Annotated in this window: 27 protein-coding genes; 6 read left to right on the plus strand and 21 right to left on the minus strand. The window is 53.3% G+C overall.

Translation table 11 applies throughout. The features are described 5' to 3' along the window. Nucleotides 1–2: 2 nt before the first annotated feature. Complete coding sequence (locus PLD04_10340; protein HXK68732.1) at nt 3–752, plus strand: DUF4388 domain-containing protein; 750 nt, start codon at nt 3–5, stop codon at nt 750–752. Between the two features lie 14 nt (nt 753–766). After that, complete coding sequence (locus PLD04_10345) at nt 767–1,042, plus strand: zinc ribbon domain-containing protein (GenBank protein ID HXK68733.1); 276 nt, start codon at nt 767–769, stop codon at nt 1,040–1,042. Here PLD04_10345 and PLD04_10350 read toward each other — a convergent pair. The 7 genes from PLD04_10350 to pilB are packed head-to-tail and all read right to left on the minus strand — an operon-like array spanning nt 951 to nt 9,289. After that, nucleotides 951–1,835: a UTP--glucose-1-phosphate uridylyltransferase gene (locus PLD04_10350; protein HXK68734.1), complete on the minus strand. Its 885-nt coding sequence runs from the start codon at nt 1,833–1,835 to the stop codon at nt 951–953. The two genes, PLD04_10345 and PLD04_10350, sit on opposite strands and share 92 nt — an antisense overlap. Then, nucleotides 1,813–2,280, minus strand: a complete 468-nt coding sequence (locus PLD04_10355) for a DUF192 domain-containing protein (protein ID HXK68735.1) — start codon at nt 2,278–2,280, stop codon at nt 1,813–1,815. Before PLD04_10355 ends, PLD04_10350 begins: the two co-directional genes overlap by 23 nt. Further along, nucleotides 2,267–3,631: a sigma-54 dependent transcriptional regulator gene (locus PLD04_10360; GenBank protein ID HXK68736.1), complete on the minus strand. Its 1,365-nt coding sequence runs from the start codon at nt 3,629–3,631 to the stop codon at nt 2,267–2,269. The genes PLD04_10355 and PLD04_10360 overlap by 14 nt, the downstream gene beginning before the upstream one ends. Then, nucleotides 3,624–5,210: an ATP-binding protein gene (locus PLD04_10365; protein HXK68737.1), complete on the minus strand. Its 1,587-nt coding sequence runs from the start codon at nt 5,208–5,210 to the stop codon at nt 3,624–3,626. The genes PLD04_10360 and PLD04_10365 overlap by 8 nt, the downstream gene beginning before the upstream one ends. A 9-nt stretch (nt 5,211–5,219) precedes the next feature. Next, complete coding sequence (locus PLD04_10370) at nt 5,220–6,422, minus strand: type II secretion system F family protein (GenBank protein HXK68738.1); 1,203 nt, start codon at nt 6,420–6,422, stop codon at nt 5,220–5,222. A gap of 14 nt (nt 6,423–6,436) precedes the next feature. Next, a complete protein-coding gene (locus tag PLD04_10375) occupies nt 6,437–7,561 on the minus strand; it encodes a type IV pilus twitching motility protein PilT (GenBank protein HXK68739.1) in 1,125 nt (374 codons plus the stop codon). Between the two features lie 12 nt (nt 7,562–7,573). Continuing rightward, a complete protein-coding gene (gene pilB / locus PLD04_10380; protein HXK68740.1) occupies nt 7,574–9,289 on the minus strand; it encodes a type IV-A pilus assembly ATPase PilB in 1,716 nt (571 codons plus the stop codon). 89 nt (nt 9,290–9,378) lie between these two features. Between pilB and PLD04_10385 the strand changes: the two genes are divergently transcribed. From PLD04_10385 to PLD04_10400, 4 genes are read left to right on the plus strand one after another with little or no spacing between them, the layout of a single operon-like run. Next, a complete protein-coding gene (locus PLD04_10385; protein ID HXK68741.1) occupies nt 9,379–9,879 on the plus strand; it encodes a cyclic nucleotide-binding domain-containing protein in 501 nt (166 codons plus the stop codon). 52 nt (nt 9,880–9,931) lie between these two features. Continuing rightward, nucleotides 9,932–11,272: a M28 family metallopeptidase gene (locus PLD04_10390; GenBank protein HXK68742.1), complete on the plus strand. Its 1,341-nt coding sequence runs from the start codon at nt 9,932–9,934 to the stop codon at nt 11,270–11,272. 36 nt (nt 11,273–11,308) lie between these two features. Then, nucleotides 11,309–11,866, plus strand: a complete 558-nt coding sequence (locus PLD04_10395; GenBank protein ID HXK68743.1) for a hypothetical protein — start codon at nt 11,309–11,311, stop codon at nt 11,864–11,866. Nucleotides 11,867–11,881: 15 nt separating this feature from the next. Beyond that, complete coding sequence (locus PLD04_10400; protein HXK68744.1) at nt 11,882–12,568, plus strand: HAD family hydrolase; 687 nt, start codon at nt 11,882–11,884, stop codon at nt 12,566–12,568. On the opposite strand, the gene PLD04_10405 is transcribed toward PLD04_10400, so the two are convergent. The 14 genes from PLD04_10405 to PLD04_10470 form a co-directional block, all read right to left on the minus strand. Further along, nucleotides 12,480–13,259 carry an RNA methyltransferase gene (locus PLD04_10405; protein ID HXK68745.1) on the minus strand — a complete coding sequence of 260 codons (780 nt, stop codon included), beginning with the start codon at nt 13,257–13,259 and terminating at the stop codon, nt 12,480–12,482. The genes PLD04_10400 and PLD04_10405 overlap by 89 nt on opposite strands. Then, nucleotides 13,207–14,151: an SDR family oxidoreductase gene (locus PLD04_10410; GenBank protein HXK68746.1), complete on the minus strand. Its 945-nt coding sequence runs from the start codon at nt 14,149–14,151 to the stop codon at nt 13,207–13,209. The genes PLD04_10405 and PLD04_10410 overlap by 53 nt, the downstream gene beginning before the upstream one ends. Further along, the gene (locus PLD04_10415) at nt 14,142–15,452 is read right to left on the minus strand and encodes a UDP-glucose/GDP-mannose dehydrogenase family protein (protein ID HXK68747.1); all 1,311 of its coding nucleotides are present in this window, start codon (nt 15,450–15,452) and stop codon (nt 14,142–14,144) included. Before PLD04_10415 ends, PLD04_10410 begins: the two co-directional genes overlap by 10 nt. After that, nucleotides 15,449–16,417: a GDP-mannose 4,6-dehydratase gene (locus PLD04_10420; protein HXK68748.1), complete on the minus strand. Its 969-nt coding sequence runs from the start codon at nt 16,415–16,417 to the stop codon at nt 15,449–15,451. Before PLD04_10420 ends, PLD04_10415 begins: the two co-directional genes overlap by 4 nt. Beyond that, complete coding sequence (locus tag PLD04_10425; GenBank protein HXK68749.1) at nt 16,407–17,516, minus strand: MlaD family protein; 1,110 nt, start codon at nt 17,514–17,516, stop codon at nt 16,407–16,409. The genes PLD04_10420 and PLD04_10425 overlap by 11 nt, the downstream gene beginning before the upstream one ends. Further along, complete coding sequence (locus tag PLD04_10430; GenBank protein ID HXK68750.1) at nt 17,509–18,258, minus strand: ATP-binding cassette domain-containing protein; 750 nt, start codon at nt 18,256–18,258, stop codon at nt 17,509–17,511. Before PLD04_10430 ends, PLD04_10425 begins: the two co-directional genes overlap by 8 nt. Beyond that, nucleotides 18,255–19,007: an ABC transporter permease gene (locus PLD04_10435; GenBank protein ID HXK68751.1), complete on the minus strand. Its 753-nt coding sequence runs from the start codon at nt 19,005–19,007 to the stop codon at nt 18,255–18,257. Before PLD04_10435 ends, PLD04_10430 begins: the two co-directional genes overlap by 4 nt. Nucleotides 19,008–19,130: 123 nt before the next feature. Continuing rightward, a complete protein-coding gene (locus PLD04_10440; protein ID HXK68752.1) occupies nt 19,131–19,751 on the minus strand; it encodes a tetratricopeptide repeat protein in 621 nt (206 codons plus the stop codon). Further along, nucleotides 19,748–20,155, minus strand: a complete 408-nt coding sequence (locus PLD04_10445; protein ID HXK68753.1) for a hypothetical protein — start codon at nt 20,153–20,155, stop codon at nt 19,748–19,750. The genes PLD04_10440 and PLD04_10445 overlap by 4 nt, the downstream gene beginning before the upstream one ends. Nucleotides 20,156–20,220: 65 nt before the next feature. Next, on the minus strand, nt 20,221–22,050 hold the full coding sequence (locus PLD04_10450; protein ID HXK68754.1) for a tetratricopeptide repeat protein: 1,830 nt from the start codon (nt 22,048–22,050) through the stop codon (nt 20,221–20,223). A gap of 108 nt (nt 22,051–22,158) precedes the next feature. Further along, a complete protein-coding gene (locus PLD04_10455; protein ID HXK68755.1) occupies nt 22,159–22,812 on the minus strand; it encodes a lytic transglycosylase domain-containing protein in 654 nt (217 codons plus the stop codon). A gap of 100 nt (nt 22,813–22,912) precedes the next feature. Further along, nucleotides 22,913–23,422 (minus strand): FHA domain-containing protein, encoded by a 510-nt coding sequence (locus PLD04_10460; GenBank protein HXK68756.1) that lies wholly within the window; start codon nt 23,420–23,422, stop codon nt 22,913–22,915. 31 nt (nt 23,423–23,453) lie between these two features. Continuing rightward, entirely contained in the window at nt 23,454–24,842 is a 1,389-nt protein-coding gene (locus tag PLD04_10465; GenBank protein HXK68757.1) for a tetratricopeptide repeat protein, read from the minus strand. Next, on the minus strand, nt 24,839–25,399 hold the full coding sequence (locus PLD04_10470; protein HXK68758.1) for a lytic transglycosylase domain-containing protein: 561 nt from the start codon (nt 25,397–25,399) through the stop codon (nt 24,839–24,841). The genes PLD04_10465 and PLD04_10470 overlap by 4 nt, the downstream gene beginning before the upstream one ends. Nucleotides 25,400–25,427: the final 28 nt, after the last annotated feature.

Consider the following 25,427-nt stretch of genomic DNA (forward strand, 5'->3'; position numbering starts at 1 on the left):
CCGTGGCGGAACAATACCTGTATACCGGCTCTCTTCAGACAATGCCCGTTCCCGAGGCTCTGGCCACGATTGAGCGCTACAGGGTCCCCGGTGTCGTTTCCGTGTTGCAGGGTGAAATCGAAAAGAAAATCTTCATCAAAAATGGAATGATTCATTTCGCCACCTCCAATGTCGAGGACGACCGGCTTGGCGAGTATCTACTCTATCGGGGAATTATTACGCAGGATCAATACGACGAATCGGTACGGCAGCTCAAGGCGGGAAAGGGGCGTCAGGGAAACATTCTGGTTTCCATGGGTGCCATCACGCCAAAGGATCTCTATGTCCGCATACGGGAACAGGTTCGTGATATCGTGTTCAGCGTATTTGCCTGGAAAGAGGGAACACTGAACTTTTATGTCGGGCTGTACAAGGATGAAGAGCTCATCAAACTGAATATCTCCATACGGAAGGCGATCCTTGAGGGGATTAAAACGGTAAAAGATGCCCGTTTTCTGATCTCCCGCCTGGGTATGAAAACCACCCTCTTTGCGAAAGTGAACCATCCAGAGGACGAAAAATCCCTGGATCTTTCCCCTAAGGAACTGGAACTCCTGGGACTTATTGATGGAAAAAGGCCTCTGGTGACTCTTGTCACCAAGGGTCCCATGGAGCCGGAAGAAAACGCCAAGGTTCTCTATGCCTTTCTTTGCCTCAGGATGATTGAAAGGGTAAAGGAAAAGGGCATCATTAAAATCCAGGTTAAATCCTGATCACGAGGTAAGCCATGCCCCTCTATGAATTTCGATGTACGGCCTGTCAGGCGGAAATTGAAGTGCTGCTGAGTATCAGCGATCCCTATCCCGATACCTGCGAACGTTGTGGCGGAACACTGGTGAAAAAGATCAATGCGCCTGCTATCCAGTTCAAGGGTAGCGGCTGGTATATCACGGATTATGCTCGAAAATCATCTACTCCTGCCGGAAAATCAAGTTCCGAATCGACTGAAGCAAAGAGTGATCCAAAAAGCGCGGATCCTCCGAAAAGTACTTCAGATTCGTAAAGAGCCATCCCAGGGGATACCCGGCGTCGTATCTGGTACCCTCGAAGATCACACCCACAACTCCTGTATCTGAAATTAACCTTGCAATGGCGTCGGTCAGCTGAATCTCTCCTCCAGCGCCAGGCGGCAAATCTTCCAGGGCGGGAAAAATCTCCGGGGGAAGGATGTATCGTCCAATAACGGCAAGATCCGAAGGCGCATCTTCGGGTTTTGGTTTTTCCACCATGGAGCGGACACGAAAGATGCCCGGCTTCACCTCTTCCCCATCGATTACCCCGTAGCGGGAAATCTGATCGATGGGTACGCGCTCCAATGCAAGGACAGCTCCGCCAAATTCGTTGTGAATGGCAGCCATCTGAGCCATGCAGGGAGTTTGGGAAAAGACCAGGTCATCGGGAAGGAGGACGGCAAAGGGGGAAGATTCGGAAAAGTTCCGTGCCTGATAGACGGCATCTCCCAGGCCCCGGGCTTCCTTTTGAATGACCTGACCCACCTGCAGCTTTCTGCAGAGCGCCAGCCATGAATCCATAATTTCCATCCGTCCACGAGACTGCAGAAAAGCTGTCAGATCGGCATCCTCCCGGAAATAGTCCGGGATTGTTTCCTTTCCTTTCGAAATCACAAAGAGGAGTTCCTCCATCCCGCTGGAAACCGCTTCCTCTACGACATGGTGAATCAGGGGAAGGTCACCTACCGGAAGAAGTTCCTTTGGGATAGTTTTCGTTGTCGGAAGCCAGCGAGTTCCCCAACCCGCGACGGGAAAAACCGCTTTATGGACCGTATGTCTTTTCACGGGGGACTCCTTTGATTGTAATTTTATTGCCCGGTTTCAGCTTCCAATCCTGTGCCTTTCCCCCGTCGATTTCCAGCACCATGCAGGCAGGAACCTGCGGCTCGTACAGCTCACAGGGCTCATGACGACAGGGAAGCAGGTTTTCCTCTATGGCCAGAATGGTTCCATCCCTGTCCAGCCAGAGAAGATCGAGAGGAAAGAAACAATTCTTCATCCAGAAGGAATGGGGTTCACAATGGTTGAAGAGGAATAGCATTCCGGTGTCGGGGGCCAGGGATTCCCTGAACATTAAACCGTAGGATCGTTCTTCATCCGTGATTGCGAGTTCCACAGTCAGAATATGGCCGGAGGGTAGAATGACATGAGGACCGGACGGTTCTCCCTGTGCCGGGATGGAGAGGGCCGTCCAGATCATCAGTACAGCCAGTCCACTATCGAATATCATACTTCCCCACAAGGTATCGAAAAGACCTTGGAGTCATCTTCAAAAGTCGTGCGGCCTCGGTCTGATTCCCCTCCGCGGTCTGAAGGGCTTTGCGCATGATGTTTTTTGTGATGGAATCGATGAGATCCTTGAAGTCGAGACCGTCTTCCGGTATCTCGAAATCAAATGTGTCAGGGATGGACTTTGCACGAAGATGATCGGGCAGACTCGAGGGTTGAATGGTACGCTCCGTCACGAGGGCCACGATTCGCTCCAGAATGTTCTCAAGTTCCCGAACATTTCCCGGCCACGGATACTGTTCAAGGATTCGCATAGCCTCGGCCGTAATGTTTTTTGTCGGCATGTCCAGCTCTTTGCAGAATTTCTGGATAAAGTGCTGAACGAGGATGGGAATGTCTTCCTTGCGTTTGCGCAAGGGGGGAATGGATAGATGGATCACGTTGATCCGATAGTAGAGGTCGTCACGGAAACGCTTTTCCTCCACTTCCCGGGAAAGATCCTTGTTTGTGGCCGCGATGATTCGAACATCCACTTCAATTTCTTTCGTGGAGCCCACCGGACGAATCCGTTTATCCTGGAGAACCCGAAGAAGCTTAACCTGCATTGTGGGGGACATTTCACTGATTTCATCCAGGAAGATGGTTCCGTGGCTGGCCTCATGGAAAAGCCCGCTTTTGTCCCGGTCCGCTCCGGTAAAGGCTCCTTTCGCGTGACCAAAGAGTTCACTTTCTAAAAGTGTCTCCGGCAGGGCTCCGCAATTGACGCCCACAAAAGGGGCCCCTTTCCTGGATCCGCTGAAATGGATGGCTCGAGCGATGACCTCTTTTCCTGTTCCGCTTTCCCCCGTAATCAGAATTGTGGTATTGAGATGGGCAATCTGCTTCACAAGGGAAACAATTCTCTGGATGGATGAGCTCTTTCCAATGATATTGGCGTATGTATAGCGGGAGGTCAGGACTTCCTCCAGATCGTACACTTTCCTCTGAAGGTCTACCTTGTCCAACGCTTTAGTGACACGAAAGTATAATTCCTCCATGTCAAAGGGCTTCTTAATATAATCGGCCGCCCCCATTCGGATGGCGGAGAGAGACTGATCTTCGGATCCATACGCTGTAATGAGAAGAACCGGCGGGGATTCGGGAGCCTTCTGAACGTGCTGGAGAAGCTCGATGCCGTCAACTCCGGGCATGCGTACGTCCGAAATAATGATGTCGTAGCTGTTTCTGGTCAGAAGGTCGAGGGCTTCGTCTCCCGTACTGGCAAGATCGGTGGAATATCCACGCTTTTCGAAGAAAATAGCAAGCATGGACCGCAGGTTCTGTTCGTCGTCCACGATGAGGATTTTAGGCATGGGGTGGCTCCGCATTCTCAAACTGGAGGATGAAACTTGTCCCGGAGTCGGAAGATTCTCCGAGAGAGATTGAACCTCTGGATTCTTCCACGTAACGTTTGACCAGGGTCAGACCCAGCCCGAGCCCCTTTGTAAAGGATCCGTGAAAGGGCTCAAAGATGCGCTCCCGCTCTTCAGGAGGAATTCCGCTTCCGGTATCTCGTACCGTAATCCGAACTTTTTTTCCATCCGGCTGGATGGAAATATTTACGGTTCCTCCTTCATGCCCCAGAGCTTTGCTAGCATTGGTAAGAAGATTCCAGAAGATCTGCTGAATTCTGTCCCGGTCACCATAGATGAAGATGGAACGGTCAGGGGCTTCCAGGTTCAGTTGTATCTTTTTCCAGTCCTGGTTGCTTCCAAGAAGCTGGATCAATTCAATGATCTGCTGTCTGAGATCAAGAATTTCTATGGTGGGTTCCGGACTCTTCACGAAGCGGATAAAATTTTCAATAAAACGATTCAGCCTTCGGGACTCATCCAGAATAATTCGGAAAAGATGGGTGTTGGCTTCTTCTCTGGATTCGCCCTCCAACATCTGAACGGAACCCGTGATGGTGGCCAGGGGGTTTCGAATTTCATGCGCAATGGCGGCTGCCATGGTTCCGATTGCCGCAATGTGCTCCTGTCTGCGGAGCTCGGCTTCCAGCTTCTGCAGTTCCGTGATGTCATCCAGAATGAAAATAAAGCCCGCGGTACTTTCATCGGAGGATGAGAAGCTTGAAACTCCGGGAATATATACTCTTCCGCGGTGATGGAAGGCCTGATTGACGGGGAGGATCTGATCGGGCACATATTCCTGAAGCTGCTCCAGGGTTACGAGGCCGAGTGAGGTGATGTCGCTCATGTCCGGAAACATCGCCCGGGCCCCGGTGTTCATGTACTGAACGATTCCCAATTCATTGGTGATAATCAGAGGGGAGGTAATGCTGGAGAGCACGGAATGCTGAAAGACCTGGAGGTCGTGAAGGTGACTGGCGGTCGCAGACAATACTTCCGTGGTTCTGCGCAGCTTTTCGGAAATGATGCTGGTAAGGAGCGCGGCACCAAAGAAACCGATGATATTGATAAATAGATTGTAATAAATTTTACCCTGACTCCAGACCGGAGCTTCCTCGGAAAAGGGGAGGAAGGTTAAAAAACCATAGTACTGGAGGTCAATCATGGCTCCGTAGGCTATGGCGGAGGCCGAGGCGATTACCATGCCTCCCCTGCGATAAAGCAGGGTGGAGGCAATAATGATGATGATGATGTAGAGGAAGGAAAAACTACTTTCCAGGCCGCCGCTGTAGTAAACGATGGTCGTTATGATCAGGACATCACCACAAAGCTGCGCATAGACATTCAGAATGGAAGGAATCAGCTTCAGGAGGATGATATAGGTGATCGTAAGAGCGTAGGTCAGGGCTGTCAGGTAGAAGAAGGGGCTCAGTGTGTGGGTAAACTCCGTCACCGACTGAAACATTAACGCAGTAAACAAGAGGGTGGTGATGACCACCACCCTCAGGATGATTAACCAGACAACCGTTCGCTGCTGCACCCGATGTGTTTATCCGATTTTACTGATAAGCGAGAAGAGCGGCATGTACATCGAGACGACGATGCCGCCGATGACGACGCCGAGGATGGAAATCATGACAGGCTCCAGCAGCTTCATGAGACCCGCAACAGCAGTATCCACTTCTTCCTCATAAAAGATAGCGATTTTTTCCAGCATCGTATCCAACATACCGGTCTGTTCGCCAACCGAGATCATCTGCACAACCATAGGCGGGAAAACTCCCGATTCCTTCAAGGGTTCGGAGATGGTCTTTCCCTCTTCCACCCGTCTCCGCACTTCCATCAATGCATCCTCGATAATTGCGTTTCCGGAAGTTTTTGCGGTGATCTCCAATCCTTCAATAATGGGAACACCGGAGGAAGTCAGCGTGGAAAGGGTGCGGCAAAATCGGGCCACGGCGATTTTACGCATGAGAAGCCCGATAATAGGGACGCTCAGGATGAACTTATCCAGTTTCCGCCGTCCTGTATAGGTTTTATAGTACTGACGGATCGCAATGGTGCACGCGATGAAGAATGCAATCATGATTAAGCCGTAGTTGACGAGGAAGTGACTGAGGGCGATGGTGATTCGTGTCGGCATGGGAAGTTCGGCACCCAGTCCGTGATAGAGAGCGGCAAAGGTCGGGATGACTTTCCAGAGAATGATCGCTACGACGATCGCTGCAATGAGGATAACAGCCACAGGATAGATCAGGGCTGATTTCACCTGACTCTTCAACTTGACCGATTTTTCAATGTAGGTGGCCAGTCGATGGAGGATGGTATCCAGAATACCTCCGGTCTCACCTGCCCGGACCATGTTGCAGTAGAGATCGTCAAATGCCCGGGGGTGCTTGCCCATTGAGTCCGCCAGGGATGAACCGGCTTCAACATCCTGCCTGACCTGAAGGATAATCTTGGCGAAGAGCTTGTTATCTTCCTGGTTTCCTAAAATTTCAAGGCACTGGACAAGGGGCAGGCCGGCATCGATCATGACCGAGAACTGCCGGGTGAAAACGGCGAGACTTTTGGGTTTGACCCTTCCCCCGAATTTAGGAAGCGCAATTTCTTTTCCCTTTTCCTTGACCGCGGTCACGATGATACGCTGTCGGCGCAGGTTGGCAATGACGGTATCTTTGGAATCGGCTACCATCACCCCTTCCTGAGGCTTGCGATCGGGACCTGTTCCCTTCCATACGAAGGTAGGCATGGTTTACTCCTTTCTCAGCGCGGCCTGGGTTGAGGAGGCCGCTGGCCGGGAGCCTGTTGGGGCGTATTTCCCGCGCCGCGAGAGATGATATCCATTAGTTCGTCCGGGTTGGAACTTCGGCCCAGAGCGGTTTCAAGGGTGATCTGATTACGAAAATAGAGATTGGAGAGACACTGGTTGAAGGTCTGCATCCCGTGGGTCGATTGGCCGGTCTGCATCATACTGTACAGCTGGTGAATTTTATCTTCACGTATCAGGTTCCGGATACCGGAATTCGGAATCAGAATTTCGATGGCGAGCGCCCGTCCCCGTCCATCCTTACGCTGAAGGAGGGATTGGCACAGGATGCCTTCCAGAACGAAGGAAAGCTGTGTCCGTACCTGGCTCTGCTGGTTGGTGGGGAAAACGTCGATAATTCGGTTGATGGTTTCCACCGCGGAGTTGGTGTGGAGAGTTGCAAAGGTAAGGTGACCGGTTTCTGCAATTCTGAGTGCCGCTTCAATCGTCTCTAGATCTCGCATTTCTCCGATCAGTACAATGTCCGGGTCCTGTCGAAGAACACTGCGGAGGGCGTTGTTGAAGGAATGGGTATCCGCGTGAAGTTCCCTCTGGTTCACAATACAGTTCTGATGACGGTGAAGATACTCCACGGGATCTTCAATCGTCACCATGTGTTCGTATCGTTCCTTGTTGATCTTATCCAGCATGGCGGCCAGCGTCGTGGATTTCCCGGAGCCTGTAGGCCCGGTCACCAGAACGAGTCCCCTGGGCTTGTCGCAGATCTTGGCGATGACTTCGGGAAGACCCAGTTCCTTAAAGGTTCGGATTTCGTAAGGAATGAGACGGAAGGCCCCCGCCACCGCACCTCTTTGCGAATATACGTTGGCACGGAAACGGGCCAGATTCTTGATTCCGAAGGAAAAATCCAGTTCCAGATCTTCCTCGAACCGATGCTTCTGTGCGTCGGTAAGGATACTGTAAATCAGTTGCTTGGTTTCCACTGCTGTCAGGGGCGGATAGTCGAGCCGTTGCAGCTTGCCGTGGATGCGGACGACGGGTGGTGAGTTCGTCGTGACGTGTAAATCCGTTCCATTCTGCTCGACCATCTGTTTCAGCAGCGCCTGGATACTGATAGCCATCGCGCCTCCTCGTTATGCTACGGTTTCACGGACCACCTCTTCGATAGAGGTGATGCCGTTCATAATCTTGACAAGGCCGCTTCTCCGAAGGCTCAGCATGCCCTCCTCCACGGCCCGCTGTTTCAGTTCCATGGCGCTGGCTCCGGATAGGATCAACTCCCGGAGATCATCGGTCATGGCCATGACCTCGTACAGGGCAACGCGGCCCTTGTGCCCGGTATTGTTACACTTTTCACAACCTTTACCTTTGACGATATTAATCGACTTGGCTTCTTCCGGTGTGAACCCTATGTTGATCAGGGCCTGAGGAGGGACATCGACCTCCTCCTTGCAATTCTGACATACCCGGCGGACTAGACGTTGTGCGGCGATCAGGTTGACGGAGGTTGCAACCAGGAAGGGCTCGATCCCCATGTTCACCATGCGGGTCACCGAACTGGGAGCATCATTCGTATGGAGGGTAGAGAGAACGAGGTGACCCGTGAGGGCGGCTTTGACCGCGATTTCGGCGGTTTCAAAGTCTCGAATCTCTCCGACCAGGATGATGTTGGGATCCTGTCGGAGAAAGGAACGGAGGGTGGCGGCAAAGTTTAGTCCAATGGCTTCGTGCATTTGAACCTGGTTGACGCCCGCCAGGTTGAATTCAACCGGGTCTTCCGCGGTCATGATGTTGACTTCCGGTGTGTTGATTCTCTGAATAGCGCTATAAAGCGTATTGGTCTTTCCCGATCCTGTGGGTCCGGTAACCAGAACCATTCCCCAGGGCCTGAAGATAGCCTCTTCAAAATACTTCAGTGATTCGGGCTCAAAACCGAGACGCGTCATGTCCAGCATGAGATTGTCTTTGTCCAAAAGACGCATGACGATCTTTTCCCCGAACAGAGTGGGCAGGACCGATACGCGAAGGTCCAGATCCTTGCTCTTGTCCTGAAGTTTCATCTTGAGCTTGATGCGTCCGTCCTGGGGAAGACGTTTTTCTGCAATGTCAAGTTTGGAGAGAATTTTTACGCGTGAGATGATCGCATCCCTCAACTTCATGGGGGGGTTCATTACTTCGTAAAGGACACCGTCGATTCGGAACCGCACTCGAAAAATCTTTTCGTAGGGTTCGATGTGGATATCGCTTGCACCCCGTTTGACAGCATCGGTAAGGATCAGGTTGACCAGACGTACCACAGGAGCCTGTTCCGACTCGGCTTCAAGTTCGGCCAGGTCCATCTCTTCGTCTTCTTCCATGACTTCCAGGGCCGCATCTTCGGCACTGGCGATGTCGTCCATGACTTTCTTGAGCTCCACCGCATGCGTTGTGCCGTAATAATTGTCGATGGCTCTGTGGATGGCGCTTTCCGATGCTATGACCGGTTCGACATTGTACCCCGTGAGGAACTTGATGTCATCAATGGCGAAGACATTGGTGGGATCTCCCATGGCAAGGGTCAGTGTCGCTCCCGTACGGCTGACGGGCATGACATGATACTTTCGTGCGACATCCGCCGGGATAATTTTGACGACGTTTTCATCAATCTCAAAGTGCTCCAGATCGATGGCTGGAACACCGAACTGCTGGGAGAGCACTTCGGTTATATCCTGTTCAGTAATCAGCCCGAGTCCTACAAGGGCTTCACCGAGTTTCCCGCCCTTTTCCTTCTGAAAGTTCAGGGCCTCCTGCAATTGCTGTTCTGATATCAGTTTGGATTTAACCAGCAGTTCACCTAGACGAAGAGCCATGGCCACATTGTAATATGTTCAACGGTGTGGAGTCAACGTTGCTGACATTTTGATTCATGGGTTACAATAATGGTCCAGGAGGTAACCCCATGGTTGAAGAACAGCGCTCTTCATCGCTCTGGATGCACTTTTCGGACGAAGAGAAAACCTATTTAGAAGGTTTTGCCGAACATCTTACCCTTGCGAAAGGCGATGTAGTCATCGAACCCGGTGTGGTTCACTCCAGCCTCTATGTCATTCTGAAGGGAACCGTACGGGTCCTCCATGTTGTCAGCGGCCGGGAACTCATCCTGGCCAGCCTGGGAGAAGGCCAGACGTTAGGAGAGCTTTCCTTCATTGAATCGGGAAAATCATCGGCGACCTGCAGAGCCCTTACGGATGTGGCATTGCTCCGGTTCGATCGCGCCGCCATGGATCGTATTTCTGAAGAACGTCCGGTTCTGGCGGCAAGGATCTGGCATGTGCTGGCTCTTGAACTGAAACACCGCCTGTTGAGAACGAATGAAAATCTGGCATCTTTCTTTAATATTTCACAGACTCTTACGGAGAACGAACAGTTTCGAGTCATGTACGGGAACTGTTTCCGCTGATCCCCTGTAAGGATGGAATAGTCCGTCCTGAACCGATGTTAGGAAAATGATTATGCTATCAACCATTGCCCAGCTTTCTCTCCATCTTATCCTTCTTACCCAGCCAGCCGGAGGTCTTCCCGCCGGTCTGGATGTCATCCATCCGGATCCCGGTTTTTATCTTGTTCTTGCAAATCCGGATGAACTTCAGTCCTTGAAGGACCATGATGTTCCGCACCGCGATCTCGGGCTCTGGAGAGATCTCTATCCCGCCGCAGTTATTTCGACTCATCTGTCCGGGTACACGAATGTAGAGGATCCAATCGCGACTCAGAACGGCCGATATCTGATCCGGTGGGACAGGGACCAGCCTCCCCCCCGCGGCCATATTGCCGTTCTTCCTATGAGGGGTGTGCCTCCATTCCCTGAGCGGCCGCTTCGTGCGTCCTCTCCTGCAGACATTCCTTTCCGAGGGGCATCGTTCTTTCCATCTGAACGTTTTGAGTCGTACCTTCGCCAGGTTTCGGGGGAAGATCCCTTCCTCTTTCAGGGTCAGGAGATCGCTCTGTACAGCCGAAGTTACGACCTTATGACCCGGGCGGATCACACCGAGGCCATGGCTGTGGAATATCTGTACATCACCCTTCAGTCCCAGGGATATGCTCCGGAAGTTCTCCCCTTTGCCGTCCCCTACTGCGGGGCCCACTTTAACGTAGCCGTTACCGTCCCCGGGTGGCTCTATCCCGATGAGGAAGTTTACGTCACCGCCCATTTCGATGACCGTCCCTTTTCGGGACGGGCACCGGGAGCGGATGATAACGGAACCGGGACAGCCTCCATGCTGGTAATTTCAGAAATGCTTCGATGCCTGCCTCCTCAGCGAACGATCCGGCTCGTCTGGGTCAGCGCAGAGGAAGTCGGTCTGTGTGGTTCCCGGGGCCTTCTGGAAAGCATGGATACAACGCGTCGTTCCAACATCGTTGCCGATATTAATGGGGATATGTTTGGGTATGATGGGAATGGTGACGGCTATGTGCCCATTCACGCGGGCCTTATGTCCGGAAGTCGGGATCTGGGGCAGATCTTTGCGGATGCCGCCGTTAACCTCGGTCTTCCTCTGGACGTGGAAGTACTGACCCATAACGCGATCGCCGCATCGGATCACAGCTCCTTTTGGATTTACGGGATCCCCGCCATCGAAATCGGTGAGGATTTTTTTTACGACAGCAACCCGGCCTACCATCGTTCCGGTGACAAAATTTCCGCCATGCATCTGGACTATGCCACGGCCATTGGAACAGCCATGGCGGCAACGGTTCTATCCGTGGCCAATCCCGATCCGGGATTTTATCCCCGGACCTTTTCCTGCTTCGACCGCATGAACGATTCAAAGCCAGCTGCTACCCCTCGCTGATAACACCATCCGGAAGGGGTGTGATACACTGGGATCATGCTCATGATCAAGGGTACGGCTGTCAAATCGACACTCTCCTACATCAGGGAAAGGCTTGGGAATCGGGAAAGCGAATTTCTGGCGACCTTACCGGAAGAATTTCGACCCCTGATGACACAATCCATTCTCGTCAGCGGTTATTATGAGGCTCTCGGTGTAGGGGAAATCATGGAGCGATGTGCTAATTTTCTGGGAGTCCCTACTGGAAAATTCTATCTTGAATGCGGTCAGGCCTCTGCGGATTTCGGACTGAACACCGTGTACCGCATCTTTCTCAAGCTTGGTTCTCCCGAGTACATCATCAAGAAGGCTCCGCTGGTCTGGCGTTCCTATTACAGCCAGGGAAATTTTGAAGTCCTGCAGTCCTCCCCGGTCACTGCGACGGTTCGAATTGTCGACGGAGATCTACCGCATCCTGCCATCTGCGGTCGGATTGAAGGATGGATGGCCCGCACCATGGAACTTTCCGGCGGGAAAAATGTCGCCATGACCCATGTGCGCTGTTCCTTCAAGGGTGACGATTGTGAGGAATGGAAGGGACAGTGGCAGCTGTAAGGCTTCCCGACTGAATTGACGGACACCGGATCAAAACACAAATTTGCAGGGATTATTTTTGACCTGGACGGGGTCCTTGTGGATTCCTGGGATGCATGGTATCACCTGCTGAACCTGGCACTCTTCCATTTTGCGGCAAAGGGACCCCTGACAAAAGAGGAGTTTCAACCCCTGTGGGGTCAGGGTATGGAAGCCGACCGGGACATGTTTTTCCCCGGTTTGCCCGTGGAAACACTAAAGAAATATTATGAGGACCACTTCCCTGAAGTTGTACCCAGGGTGAAGTGGTTTCCGGGAAGCCAGGATGCCCTGCAAGCATTACGTCGTTCAGGAATTCGTTGCGGTGTGGCAAGTAACTCTCCGGCCGGAATCTTGCGGACCATTCTGGAAAACGGGGGGTTGATTCCCTACTTTGAGGTGATACTCTCCTCCGAAGAGGTACTCCGGCCCAAACCCGACCCGGACATTCTTCTTGAAGTCCTGCGAAGAATGAACCTGTCGGCCGAGCAGGTACTCTTTGTAGGGGATTCCCCCTATGACAAAGCCGCGGCTTCCGCAGCAGGAATTGAATTTGCCGGGCTGGGGATTGATGGCGATTACCGCCTTTCGAAGCTTACCGATCTCTGTTTTCTGGAAGGTGTCGGGACAGACGTTCGATCTTCCTTGCAATCCCTCGAAGAATCTTCATCTCCCGAGAAGTAGCACCGGCTCGCCCCACAAGAGAGCGCAGGTCTCTGATGATGCGGTCAGGATCATTTCGATCCAGAAAGCCGATGCGTAACAGGGCGTTTCGAAGATGATCCAATCCCAATTCCCGTTCTTCATGGGATGCCGCCCTTCGAGCCTCAAGTTCGGACCCCGAAATCATTGAGAACTCGTAAAGGGTGATGGCGACGGACTGAGCCAGATTCAGTGTAGGGAAATCAGGATCGGAGGGAATGGTGATCAGGTGGGAACAACAGGCAAGTTCTTCGTTCGAAAGCCCACGATCCTCCGGTCCAAAGACCAGGCACCAGGGAGAGTCTGTGGGAGGGAAACCTTTCGATGCTGCCTCACGAAGAGGAAGGATCGGCTGTTTAAAGGTCCGTCTTCGCAGACTTGTCGTTCCCGCTACGTTGGAATAGTCCGCAAGGGCCTCGGAAAGGGTCTCTTCGATTCGTGACTCATGCAGGACATCTTCGGCACCGCTGGCCATGGAGAAAGCGTCCCCATCCAGTCGATCCGCACGCGGGTCGATAAGAACCAGGTCTCTCAATCCGAAATTTTTCATACATCGTGCCACCGCTCCGATGTTTCCTGAATATTTGGGAGAGACAAGAAGAACAGTGGGCTGCACGGCCTCAGGCCAGGGATTGGAAGTATTCGATGGTTTTCGCCAGGCCGGTTCGGACATCGACTCGAGGTTCCCATCCCAGGATCTCCCGTGCCTTCGTGATGTCGGGTCTCCGGATCTTGGGGTCGTCTGTGGGAAGGGCCCGGTGGACAACCTTTCCCGATCCGGGGATCAGCTCTCCAATAAGGGAAGCCAGATCGAGGACCGTCATTTCATGGGGATTCCCCAGATTGACCGGTTCGGAATGATCGGAAAGAAGAAGGCGGATCAAACCGTCGACTAAATCACTGATAAAGCAGAAGGACCGGGTCTGGTTCCCCTGACCGAATACGGTGAGGTCTTCGCCCCGGAGTGCCTGGTGGATGAAGGTGGGGACCACCCGTCCGTCGTCGGGACGCATTCTGGGACCGTAGGTGTTGAAGATTCGGACAATTCGAGTGGCCAGGCCGTGGTATCGGTGGTAGGCCATCGTGATGGCTTCGGCGAACCGCTTTGCTTCGTCGTAGACGCCCCGGGGGCCGATCGGGTTGACATGACCCCAGTAAGTTTCCGGCTGCACCGGAACCTGGGGATCGCCGTAGACTTCCGAAGTTGAGGCCAGGAGAAAGGTGGCGTTTTTCGCTTTTGCGAGACCCAGTGCCTTGTGGGTACCCAGGGCGCCGACCTTGAGCGTCTGAATCGGGAACTGGAGGTAATCGACGGGAGAGGCCGGCGAGGCAAAGTGCAGAATAAAGTGAACTTCCCCGGGGATGTGAATGTAGTCGGTGACATCATGGCGAATGAATCGAAAGCCGTCTTTTCCGACCAGATGTTCGATGTTGGCCAGGTTCCCCGTGATCAGGTTGTCGATACATGTTACCCGGCCCCCACGCTCCAGAAAGGCTTCACAAAGGTGGGATCCGATGAATCCGGCGCCTCCGGTGATTACTGCATGACGATCGGTCAGCGGCATGTAGGACGCCCCACGCAGTGATAGGTAACCCCGATCCGGCGCATCATATCGGCTTCGTAGATGTTGCGGAGGTCGACGATCAGGGGCTGCCGCATCAGCGGAATCAGCCGTTCAAACTGCAGGAACCGGAACTGGTTCCATTCGGTAACCAGGACGAGGCAGTCGACGCCTGTAGCTGTTTCGTAGGCATTGGTACAGTAAGTGATATCGGGGAAGACTTCCTTCATGTTCTCCATGGCGGCCGGATCGAAGGCCCGAACCGTTGCTCCTTCCCTTTGAAGGCCCTCCAGGATCGGAAGGGCCGGCGTGTCCCGGATATCATCGGTCTCCGGCTTGAAGGCCAGTCCAAGGAGACCCACCGTTTTCCCCTGAAACTCACCCCCGAGAGCCTTTCGAACTTTATCCACCATGCGATCCTTGATGGCCCGATTGACCTCAATCACCGATTCCATGATCTGGAATGAATAGCCGGCCTTTCTGGAAATGTCCACCAGCGCCGAGCTGTCCTTGGGGAAGCAGGAACCCCCGAACCCGGGACCAGGCTGGAGAAACCGGGGCCCGATTCTCTCGTCCAGGCCCATACCACGGGCCACATCCAGGACATCTCCTCCCATAAGCTCACAGAGGACGGCGATTTCGTTGATGAAGGAAATCTTCGTCGCCAGAAATCCGTTTGAGGCGTATTTGATCAGTTCGGCGGACTCCACGTTGGTGATGAGGAAGGGAATTTCAAGGTGGTAAAGGGGTTTGTAGACCTCCTTCATGATACTTTCGGCGCGGTCATTGTCAATCCCCAGAACCACGCGGTCGGGCTCCATGAAATCCTTGATGGCCGAACCCTCACGGAGGAATTCCGGGTTGGAAACGACGGAAAATTCGGCTTCGGGGTTTTCTGCCAGAACGATGTCGCGGACAAGCTTCCCTGTTCCGATGGGAACGGTGCTCTTATTGACGATGACGGTGTATCCCTTCATGTTTTTTCCGATCGTCCGGGCCACCTCCCTCACAAAGGTGAGGTCGGCCGAACCATCGGGGAGGGGAGGCGTTCCCACGGCAATGAAGATGACTTCCGATTCCCGGACTGCCTGATCGAGATCGGTGGAAAAGCTGAGCCGGTCAGCCCGCATATTTTTCGCCACCAGAAGATCCAGCCCGGGTTCGTAAATGGGGATTTCTCCCCGCTTCAGGGCTTCGATCTTTTCCGGAACCTTGTCCACACAGGTGACCTTCGTGCCGAAATCGGCCAGGCATGCGCCTGTGACGAGTCCGACATACCCCGTTCCAGCTACTGCAATCTTCATGCTTTGCCCCCCTGGGTTGAGATATACCAGTCCACAAATTTACCAATTCCGTCCGTAATGGGTGTCATCGGTTCGTAATCAAGGAGCTTCTGTGCCCTGGAGATGTCCGCATAGGTGATCGGAACGTCGCCGGGCTGATCGGGAAAGGACTTGATCCGGGCTTTTTTCCCCACGGCTTTTTCGATCAGCTCGATCAGCGTGGCCAGGGATGTGGTCCGATGCCCTCCCAGGTTTATGATCTCGAAGGGGTAGCATCGGCTCATGGAGGCCAGGATTCCCTGAAGGATGTCGTCGATGTAGGTGTAATCCCTCTGGGCATTTCCATCTCCAAAGACCGGGATCTCCTGCCCGCTGTGGATGAGGCGGGTGAACTTGTGGATGGCCATTTCAGGTCTCTGACGAGGGCCGTACACGGTAAAGAATCGGAGGCACGTAATGTTGATGTCGAAAAGATGATGGTAGGAATAACACATCAGCTCATTGGCACGCTTGGTCGTGGCGTAGGGAGAAATCGGGCATGTGATGGGGTCATCTTCGGCAAAGGGAACCTTGCTCTGGGTTCCGTACACCGAGGATGAAGAACCGAAAATCAGATTGGAACAGCCGTATTTTCGGCAGGATTCCAGGATGTTCAGGGTTCCGATCCCGTTCACCCGTTCGTAAAGGAGAGGGTCCTCCAGGGAGGGGCGGACTCCGGCACGGGCCGCAAGGTGGACCACCATGGGGAAACGGTAGGTCTCGAAGAGACGGTCCACGGCTTCCGCATTGCAGATATCCTCTTCCACAAGCGTAAACTTTCTGGAAGCGGAATGTTCCTTTACATTGGTTCGCTTGATCCGGGGATCGTAATAGTCATTGAAATCGTCGATCACGACAACTTCGTGCCCCGACATGAGAAGGCGTCCCGTGAGATGAGAGCCGATGAATCCTGCACCTCCTGTGATCAGGATCGGATCATGGTTCATCTGCTTTCTCTCCTTTCTCCCGTTTTTTTCTTATGTACCACGAAATAAACTTTGACTGATTGATCCCGTAGAGCACGTGATGGATTCCCTCATAAATCGAAGGATCGTTAATCAGAAGGGAGGCACTTCCATCACCCTTGTCCACCTTTTCGGCGATAGATGCGATGTGATCGGCAGCCCTCTGGAGATCATTTAAAAATTCCCGGGCAAAGGCCTCGTCCTTCATGAGGCGGGGGAGGAGGGCGTTGTCCCGGGCTTCCAGTGTATCACTAATTCGAGCCAGCGCGCTACTGATCTCACTCAGATTCTCAATGAGTTCAGCCGTGCGTTCTCCGGCCGCCTGGTCTCGCATGAGCTGATCGTAAACGGTTCCCGGTGTGGATAGATCCTGGGCCATCGTCTCAGAGATCGTTTTCAGGTTACGGGAGGCCTGCTGGAGATTCCCAAGGATTTCGGCTCCGAAATCGGGATCGCTGATCAGCTTGCCCGCAGTTCCCGTCCCTCTCTCCAGCCTGGCGAGGATGCGGTCCAGCCTTCCCAGGCTGGAATTGGCACGCTCCATGATGGAGGTTACGGGAGAATCGCCCCTGGAGACATGGTCAAGGATGTCCTTCAGACTGGTGGATATGGCGAGCAGGTTGTCCATCGTATCTTCCCCGCGGCTGAGGAGCTGGGTCATATCTGTCGGCTCGATGGAGGGAATCATGCCTCCGGGGATCAGGCAGGACGTGTCCGTGCTTCCCCCTGTGATTTCTATGTACTTGTCTCCAAGCAAGCCCAGGGAACGGATTCGCGCACGGGAATCGGTTCGAATCAGGCTGTTATAGCGTTTATCAATGGCAACCTCAATGGTGATTTTTGACTCTTCAGGTTCGAGCGGCAGGTTGATGGCGGTGATTCGCCCCACCTTAACCCCGTTTAACTTGACAGGATTTCCCACATCCAGACCTTCTGCGGAAGTAAAGAGGAGGGTGTATCGATTCATCTTAAGAAAGAGATTCTGTTCGTCCCCGATAAAAAAGATCAGGAGAGCGAGGACGGCAAGTGTACCCCCGACAAAGAGACCTACCTTCATATAGACCGAACGTTCTTCATTCAAGGTGCACCTCCGAAGCATGTAAAAACTCTCGAAACGTTTCGTGAGTTGTAGTTTTCATATCCTCCCGATTCAGAACCTCGGGAAATTTTTTATTGTTCAGGATGGCAATTCGATGGGCGACTTTCAGGGCACAGTGAATATCATGAGTCACAACAATGGATGTCACCTTCAGCCGTTCATTGAGATGTACGATCAGGTCGTTAATCGTATCAGCGGTGGGAGGGTCGAGGCCTGTCGTGGGTTCGTCATAGAGAATGGCCTCCGGATCAAGGGCCAGCGCCCGCGCCAGGGCGGCCCTCTTCTGCATACCTCCACTGAGCGAAGAAGGATGGAGGTGGCCCGTTCCCTCAAGTTCCACCATGTCCAGCTTTTCCTCGACAATCCGGGCAATCTCTTCTTCCGTCAGGTCGCGATGTTCCCGCAGGGGAAATGCAATATTTTCGAAGACAGTCAGAGAATCGAAGAGAGCACCTCCCTGAAAGAGAAAACCGATCCTCTTCCGGAACTCCCACAGCTCGCTCTCGCCGAGGTTCGTGATCGTGGTCCCGTCAACCAGTATCTCTCCCTCGTCACACCGATCGAGCCCTACAAGAAGACGAAGGCTGACGCTCTTCCCGCTACCCGACGGTCCCAGGATCACGAGGGTTTCTCCCTTGCGTACTTCAATATCCGCCTTCTGCAAGACCTGAACGGGACCGAAGGATTTTGAGACCTGCCGAAGTTCAAAGAAAGCCCGATTCATAAGAGGATCATGAAAATCTTGGTGATGAAGAAGTCTGAAACCAGAACACCGATGGAGGCCATAACGACAGTCTCTGTCGTGGCACGGCCCACGCCGGTCGCACCGCCCCGGGTGTTGAGACCGTTGTAGCATGCAATGACGGAAATGATAAGAGCAAAGAAAAAGCTCTTACCCACTCCGGTAAAGAGGTCCTGGAGCGTCACCGTTCGCATGACGTGGGTAAAGTAAAAGGATGCGGACACATTAAGCTCGACTACCGCGACAAGGAGTCCGCCCAAAATTCCCAGCATGATCGCCAGGATCGTCAGGAGGGGCAGGACGATAAATGTTGCGGTGACACGGGGAAGTACAAGTTTCTTGACGGGGTCCGCGGCCATGACCCGGATCGCGTCCACCTGCTGTGTGACTGCCATGGACCCCAGCTCGGCGGTAATGCCGGCTCCGACGCGTCCTCCCACCATGAGAGCGGTGAGAACCGGGCCGAGTTCGCGGACCAGGGAGAGTCCTACGACCTCTCCGATGAAGAGCTTGGCCCCAAAGAATGCCAGAGCATAAGCTGTCTGGAGGGCCAGGACCATTCCGGTAAAGAGGGCGGTGATGTTGGTGATGGAAAGGGAAGCGACACCGATCGCTTCCATTTGGCGGACGATGGAGCCCCATTCGAAGGGCCGTCGGCGCAACGCGGAAAGCGTGCGTAGCGTAAGGGTAGTCAGGCCGCCGAGGTTCTCCAGATGTATGTTAAGAAACATTTCGGCTATTATAAATTATCCGAAACGGCGGGAAAAGTGAACGTCATCCTCTGTCTCCTGGCCATCGAAGCTGGTACCATCACCTTTCCATTGTAACAGACTCATCTGTAATGATTCATTGAATCAGGGGGCGTTGGCATCAATCTGCAGCTGGAAGAGCTGACTGTAAAGTTCGATGTCCTTCTGGTACGCCTCCGCGTCGCCGAGGGCGATTTCCAGTTCGGCGCGGAGCCGGTAGAGCTCCGGATGGCTCTTCGTAACAGATTCGAGGCCTGCCAGGGCGCTCTTCGCTTGATCGATCTGTCCCGTCGAGAGGAGTGCTTCGGTCAGGAGAAGGCGGGCCCCCACGAAGAGGGGTTCCCGCTGGATCAAGTCTTCGATCCAGGGAATGGCATCCACGGCCATGCCATCCTGGATAAGCTGGGCGGCGTGTCGAAAGGCCGCCAGGAGAGTGCCGTCGTCCTCGGTGATTCTCTCTCCCGTGAAGAAAAAATCGACTTCTTTACCACACTGGGTACATTTTGCACGGAGACGATACTGACCGTTCATCGGTTCGATGGATTCAGCCTTGAATGTCCCTCCGCAGGTGTGCATTTGCCCCCGAAGAAGTACATCCATCGAATGGGCGGTGGAAATCGCACAGGGGTTTTGCTGTGTGCAGGGATAGGAAAAGGAAACGGGTGGGTTTTGAACGGTCGCGCACCCGGTCAGGATGACAAAGCTCATGGCAAGAAATGATTTCATGGAATCTCCCGGATTTTCATGATTTGAATCAGCAGGGACGTTGAGCTGGATGGTCGCATGGCGATGATGGTGGTCACAGGATTTCTTCCCTGCAGGGTGATTGTCCAGCCATCCTTGCATTCGAGCCGGGTTCCCGGGCCGGCAGCTGGAACACATCCCGATGGAGGGGTCATGCCGTTGACAATCCCGGGAAGGCTTTCTGGAGCAATCTGCCATGCAGAGTCGATAGTTTCATCGGGTGAATCATCCAGTACCCAGGCCTGCCCGTCCCAGTGAGCTCGGGCGACGGGATGGTTCAGGGGACCCAGAATCGTGATTTCGGGCACATCGGAGAGGGAGAGGATTACTTTTCCCTTACGCGTTGTATCTCCCTGCTTTACCTGGAAGGAGGCCAGAAGGCTCATCCCCGGACCAAACCGGATCAGAGGAGAGGAGGTCCGGCATGAAGCCAGGAGACACACCGCGAGGATCAGCGGAGTGAGAGGATTTTGCTTATGATGGAATCGGCGTCGGTCGAAAAACATCGTATGGCATGTCGATAATAGAATAATGCAAGTTCACGGTTACCCTTTTTATTGTAAAGATCGCCAAGGTGTTCGATAACGACAGGGTCATGGGGTAAACGATGGAAGGCCTGGATCAGGTAATATTCGGCCTCTTTCAGTTGATCCAGTTTGAAGTAAACCCACCCGAGCGAGTCCAGGTAGGCTCCACTGGAAGGCTGAATTTCGACTGCCCGAATGAGATAGGCCTTGGCCCGGTCCAGGTCCTCGCCGCTCTCAGCTTTCATATACCCCAGGTAGTTAAGGGTGGAGGCGTCATCAGGATTGACTGCGAGCAGAGAATGAAAGAGGTCCCCGGCTTCCTTGCTCTTGCCCAGGTTCTCATATATGGCGGCCCGGGAAAAGGTGATAAAAATCTCATCCTTTACCGATGCAACCATTTCGTCAAGAAATTCGTGCGCCAGATCGTAGCGCTCCGCATCCATGGCAAGCTGCACAGTCAGATACATCCCGGCCTCCCCCATACGATCAACGAGAGATCCGTGAAGAATTCGTGCGGCTTCCTCATCTCCCATCAACATGTATAACCGGAACGCACGTGCTTCTTTTCGATCCCGGGACAGTGCCGATCCCGCCTCCTTGAGAAATCTCAGGGCGTCTTTATAACACCGGACCAGTTCATAGTGATCCAGAAGCTGGATCGCATGTTCCTCACTTGGATCCTTCTCCCAGAGGTGCATGTAGGAAGCCTCTGCGGCTTCCCAGTTTCCGAGGTAGGTGTAAATGTCAGCCTTCTGACTGAGAAGAAAATCACTGGCTTCCTCGGTGAGATCGGTCCTTTCCAGAGCTTGAAGCATGGTCAGGGACTCGATCAAGTAACCGCTTAAGTATTTGAGATGAATCAGGTAAAGCTGGGCCAGGATATCTTCAGGCCGGGATGCCTGAACGGTGGAGAAGAGGGCCTGGGCTTCATCCCACCGTCCCGCTTCCACATAACAGCGTCCGAGCTCCATCCGAACATCGGAAGGGTCAATCGAGCTTTCCATAAGAGATTCAAAGAGCGGAATCGCCCGATCACAGCTCCCTCCCATGCGAAAAAGCCTTGCGCATCGAAATCGATGGGATTCCGGGTTGGGAAGGTTCTCGAGGATCGGATAAACAGTCTCTGCGGCGTCCAGGTATCGGCCCTGTTGCTCCTGGATCTGCGACAGGCGGAGACGCATGCCGCTTTCGCCGGGAACAAATCGCAAAAAGGCTTTGATGTTTCTCTCCGCCAGAGGAAGGTTTCCGGCTTCGAGGTAATACGAAGAGAGAAGCCAGTATGCCTGGACACTGTCCACACCTTCCAGAATGGAAACGCCTTTCTCCTTGTCGCCCGTGATAAACAGCATGCGGGCCAGTTCCGTCGAAATTTCCGGATCTTCCGGGGCCACCTCATGGGCGCGCTGATAGTAAAGAAGTGCCGTGGAGAATTCTTTCCGGGTGGTATAGATCCTGGCCATGTTCTGCAACGCGGTCAGGTTGTCCGGGTGTCGTGCCAGAATATCCTGAAGGATTTCCGTCGCTTCGTCGGTTCGGTACGATTCGAGGCAGGCTTCCGCCAGGGTAAGAGCGATCGTCGTATTTTCCGGATCCAGCTTGAGAGCCTTTTTTAATCTGTCTACGGCAAGATCAACCCTTCCATCGGTTTGCTGAGCAACGCCGTCCATGAAGAGATCCATCGCTTCGTCGGAAATCGTCTGACCGAGAAGGAGGGGAGGAGCAAGGAGAACGAAAAGGGTGAGGAATCTAAGCATCACGCCATTATCCCAGATAATTTACAGGAAGGCCAGAGAAGTACTGCATGGAGAGTGAATACCGGATCCTCTTCACCGGAAGCAGGGGAAAGCAATCCCATCCCGGGTTCATGAATCCTTATTCCTGGCGGTTGGATCAGAAACCCGGCTTCCGGAAGACTCCATGAATTCTCGCGCATGAGATTGGACCTTTGCAATGAAGTCCCGGGTCTCCTTAAACGCTGGAGGTCCCTTGTACCTTTCGACCGTATGCTCACCCGCGTTATAGGCTGCCAGGATACTGGAAAGATTATCTTCAAACTTATTCCTGAGATACGCAAGAAAGGTCGCGGCTCCCCGCAGGTTATCAGATGGGTTATAAGGATCCGATACTCGAAATCGCTGGCATGTGGCGGGCATAAGCTGCATCAGTCCCCGCGCTCCCTTGTGAGAGAGCGCGTCAGGATTGAAATTGGATTCCACACGTGCCACAGCAGCCAGAAGGTAGGGATTCAGGTCATACTCCTTTCCCATGTGAACGAAGAGATTGCCGTAGGGAATTCCATCAATTGCTCCTTCAATGAAAGCGAGGGGGATGGTTTTGAAGGCCTTCGGCGGAGTTGAAAACACCGGCTCCTCCGGTACGATCTCGTCCTCGACGATCTGTTCCACCCGCAATTCGGGAACCTGGATCGTCCCACCTGAAATCAGGGTAATGGTATAGGTCCCCTCCTGGTGCTGATATTCGGTGACTTTCAGGAATCTTCCATCCGTGAAGACCACCAGTTCGGGAATGAGAACCAGGGCCGCCAGGAAGGAAGCACATCCTCCCGGAGTGAGGTTCGTGTTTGATATCGCCTTCAGAATGAAATCCCGATGTTCCTCAATCGGAGGAAACGATCAGCATAACCGAGGTGGATCCCACGACGAATTCGTTTTTATCCTCCAGCTGGACTTCCTGAATGGCTTTTCCGTCGAAGTAGGTTCCATTCGTAGACCCAAGATCCACAAGAAAGACGCCATCGGGGCGGACTTCGACCTGACAGTGTTTTCTGGACAGTTCCGGGTCGGGGAGGACAACATCGCCATACGCTCTTCCAATAATCGTGGTCCGTTTCGAAACGGAAAAGACCTGACCGGCCAGTGGGCCGGAAAGGATGGCGAGGCTGATGCGTTGATCGCCCAGACTTCCGGATACGGAGGCCTGAATTGCGTCCTGGTCTACGACCTTGGTGGTCTCCTGTTCCGGCCGACCGAATTCTTCCCCTGACGAGGGTGGGGAAACGCCAAAGACATGCTGGCATTTCGCGCAGCGGATCATTGTCGGATCTTCTTTCAGAATGGATGATTCCACCCGATATTTGACTGCGCATGCGGGGCACGAAATTATCATTTTCGATTCCACTCCCTTCCTTGATCCATCATCAGTCCACCTGCTCCGCCACGATGAGACCTTCTCCTTCAAATCGCAGGGTGTGCCGTTCTTCAACGCCGGACTGCATGACGTCGGCTTCCTCGTCTTCCACCGGGTTAATCATCATATTCCCACTCCAGGCTACCAGAGAGGACGCGTTAATCGTAAGGGGGTACTCCGGGGTCACCCGAAGAACCAGGGGCTCAATGTGTGTAAGGAGTGCAATGGCTCCCTTCCCGTAGACTTTAAAGATGTCCATCTGTGTCTTCGGAGGGGATGGAAACGTGAGTTCCTGCCGTACCGACAGCCCATGCTCCAAAGCCAGGAGATGGGATCCTTCCACAAGGAGAAACTCGCTGTTGAGGTCGATCAGATAGGTCTGCATTCCCTTTTCGAACAGGAAAAGCTTTCCCGCACCTTCCGCAATGACCACGGGCTGTGCCGTGGTTCCGTGAAAGGTGTCAAGGGGATGGAAGCGGAAATTTCCCACATAGGAATTGAGGGTTCCCTTTTTGATAAATACCTTGTCCGGCGTATGGATTTCCAGAAACCCGTTCTTGTGGAGGACAAACTTCTGGCCGATGTGTTCGACCGTTTTTACGGTGGGAAGGGAGATTTTTTCGGGCATTTCCTCGGTATCGCGCAAAAAGGCTTCTCCCACCGAGCTGAAGGGGTGGTCCGAGGGCTCCTCCGACCGTTCCGGAATGGGCTGAATGGGCTGCGTATGTTCCGGAACGGGAATCACATGATTGTCCTGCTTCAGAACGGGAAAGGGGCTGGTCTTCTCTTCCTGAGGAATATCGAGGGGATTATCCGAATCGTGGAAGATGGGGGAAGTTTCGTGTACGGGAGGTGGGGGTGCGGCAGGAGCCCCGGGGGACGCGGGCTGTGGGGCAGGTTTCTCAGGCGATTCTTCCTTGGTATGAGATTGCAGTTTCTCCTGCATTTCCTTTGCATGGCTCTCTGAACCGGCAAAGCGAAAGTGTTCCAGGGCCATGCCGTACTTTCCCAGCCGGCGATAGACCAGGCCAAGATAGAGATGAGCTTTCGCGTAATTGGGATTCAGCTCCGTGGCTTTCCGAAGGTGTTCCTCCGCGTCCTCGACCTTTCCTTGCTTAAAAAGAACCAGGCCGAGATTGGAATGGAGAATAAAGATATTCGGATTTTTCTTTAAGAGGCGGTTATAGGTCTCTTCCGCCTGTCGATATTTTTTGATTCTGAAGTAGATCAATCCCAGAAGGTTGAGTACATCTTCATCTTCCGGTCGGTATCGAAGAGCCAGTTCCAGCTCGAGCCTGGCAAGTTCGAAATCTTTATTGTTCATGGCTTCTTTCCCCTTGTTCAGGTGAACAAGAAAGACGCCATGATCAAAGGGGACTGTGCCGGAATTCGGGTTCATCGGCGATTTCTGCGGGGAACGTTCGAAATGACAAGCCTGTTATTGCGATCTCGATATGCCTTTAATGTCGGGGCCAGACCGGTTCCCCGGTAGAGGGTCATGACCTTTCGAACATAATTGATGGTTTCATCATACGGTGGAATCCCGCCATAGTTGTTGACTACGGTGGGACCGGCATTGTACGCCGCAAGGGCAAAGGAGAGATTTCCATTGTAGGAATCCAGGAGCCTGCGGAGGTATTTGCAGCCGGCATAAAGATTTTCTTCGGGATTAAAGGGGTTTCTCAGGCCAAGATCCCTTGCGGTTTCCGGCATGATCTGCATGAGCCCCTTCGCACCTTTCGGCGATACGGCTCTGGGATTGAACGAGGATTCCACCCGAATCAGGGCCCGGATCAGGGCCGGATCCAGCGCGTGGTGTCTCGCGGCCTGATCGATCATTTCATGAATGGAAGTAGTTCCCGATACCGGAAAGGCAGAGGAGTCTCGCTCCGTCAGCATCGAGTCGGAGAATAAAGCGGTTGACAGGGAAAGACTCAACAACAGTCGTATCCACACGGGAATAGTATATCACAGGAGGGTCGAT

Source organism: Thermoanaerobaculia bacterium, assembly GCA_035593605.1.
Classification (GTDB): Bacteria; Acidobacteriota; Thermoanaerobaculia; order UBA2201; family DAOSWS01; genus DAOSWS01.

Excerpts from the sequence above, each read along its gene's own strand:
- PLD04_10345 (HXK68733.1), top strand. The coding sequence starts at position 767 with ATGCCCCTCTATGAATTTCGATGTACGGCCTGTCAGGCGGAAATTGAA.
- PLD04_10355 (HXK68735.1), bottom strand. The coding sequence starts at position 2,280 with ATGATATTCGATAGTGGACTGGCTGTACTGATGATCTGGACGGCCCTC.
- PLD04_10360 (HXK68736.1), bottom strand. The coding sequence starts at position 3,631 with ATGCCTAAAATCCTCATCGTGGACGACGAACAGAACCTGCGGTCCATG.
- PLD04_10370 (HXK68738.1), bottom strand. The coding sequence starts at position 6,422 with ATGCCTACCTTCGTATGGAAGGGAACAGGTCCCGATCGCAAGCCTCAG.
- PLD04_10375 (HXK68739.1), bottom strand. The coding sequence starts at position 7,561 with ATGGCTATCAGTATCCAGGCGCTGCTGAAACAGATGGTCGAGCAGAAT.
- pilB (HXK68740.1), bottom strand. The coding sequence starts at position 9,289 with ATGGCTCTTCGTCTAGGTGAACTGCTGGTTAAATCCAAACTGATATCA.
- PLD04_10385 (HXK68741.1), top strand. The coding sequence starts at position 9,379 with ATGGTTGAAGAACAGCGCTCTTCATCGCTCTGGATGCACTTTTCGGAC.
- PLD04_10390 (HXK68742.1), top strand. The coding sequence starts at position 9,932 with ATGCTATCAACCATTGCCCAGCTTTCTCTCCATCTTATCCTTCTTACC.
- PLD04_10395 (HXK68743.1), top strand. The coding sequence starts at position 11,309 with ATGCTCATGATCAAGGGTACGGCTGTCAAATCGACACTCTCCTACATC.
- PLD04_10405 (HXK68745.1), bottom strand. The coding sequence starts at position 13,259 with ATGTCCGAACCGGCCTGGCGAAAACCATCGAATACTTCCAATCCCTGG.
- PLD04_10410 (HXK68746.1), bottom strand. The coding sequence starts at position 14,151 with ATGCCGCTGACCGATCGTCATGCAGTAATCACCGGAGGCGCCGGATTC.
- PLD04_10415 (HXK68747.1), bottom strand. The coding sequence starts at position 15,452 with ATGAAGATTGCAGTAGCTGGAACGGGGTATGTCGGACTCGTCACAGGC.
- PLD04_10420 (HXK68748.1), bottom strand. The coding sequence starts at position 16,417 with ATGAACCATGATCCGATCCTGATCACAGGAGGTGCAGGATTCATCGGC.
- PLD04_10430 (HXK68750.1), bottom strand. The coding sequence starts at position 18,258 with ATGAATCGGGCTTTCTTTGAACTTCGGCAGGTCTCAAAATCCTTCGGT.
- PLD04_10435 (HXK68751.1), bottom strand. The coding sequence starts at position 19,007 with ATGTTTCTTAACATACATCTGGAGAACCTCGGCGGCCTGACTACCCTT.
- PLD04_10440 (HXK68752.1), bottom strand. The coding sequence starts at position 19,751 with ATGAAATCATTTCTTGCCATGAGCTTTGTCATCCTGACCGGGTGCGCG.
- PLD04_10445 (HXK68753.1), bottom strand. The coding sequence starts at position 20,155 with ATGAGCCTTCTGGCCTCCTTCCAGGTAAAGCAGGGAGATACAACGCGT.
- PLD04_10450 (HXK68754.1), bottom strand. The coding sequence starts at position 22,050 with ATGCTTAGATTCCTCACCCTTTTCGTTCTCCTTGCTCCTCCCCTCCTT.
- PLD04_10460 (HXK68756.1), bottom strand. The coding sequence starts at position 23,422 with ATGATAATTTCGTGCCCCGCATGCGCAGTCAAATATCGGGTGGAATCA.
- PLD04_10465 (HXK68757.1), bottom strand. The coding sequence starts at position 24,842 with ATGAACCCGAATTCCGGCACAGTCCCCTTTGATCATGGCGTCTTTCTT.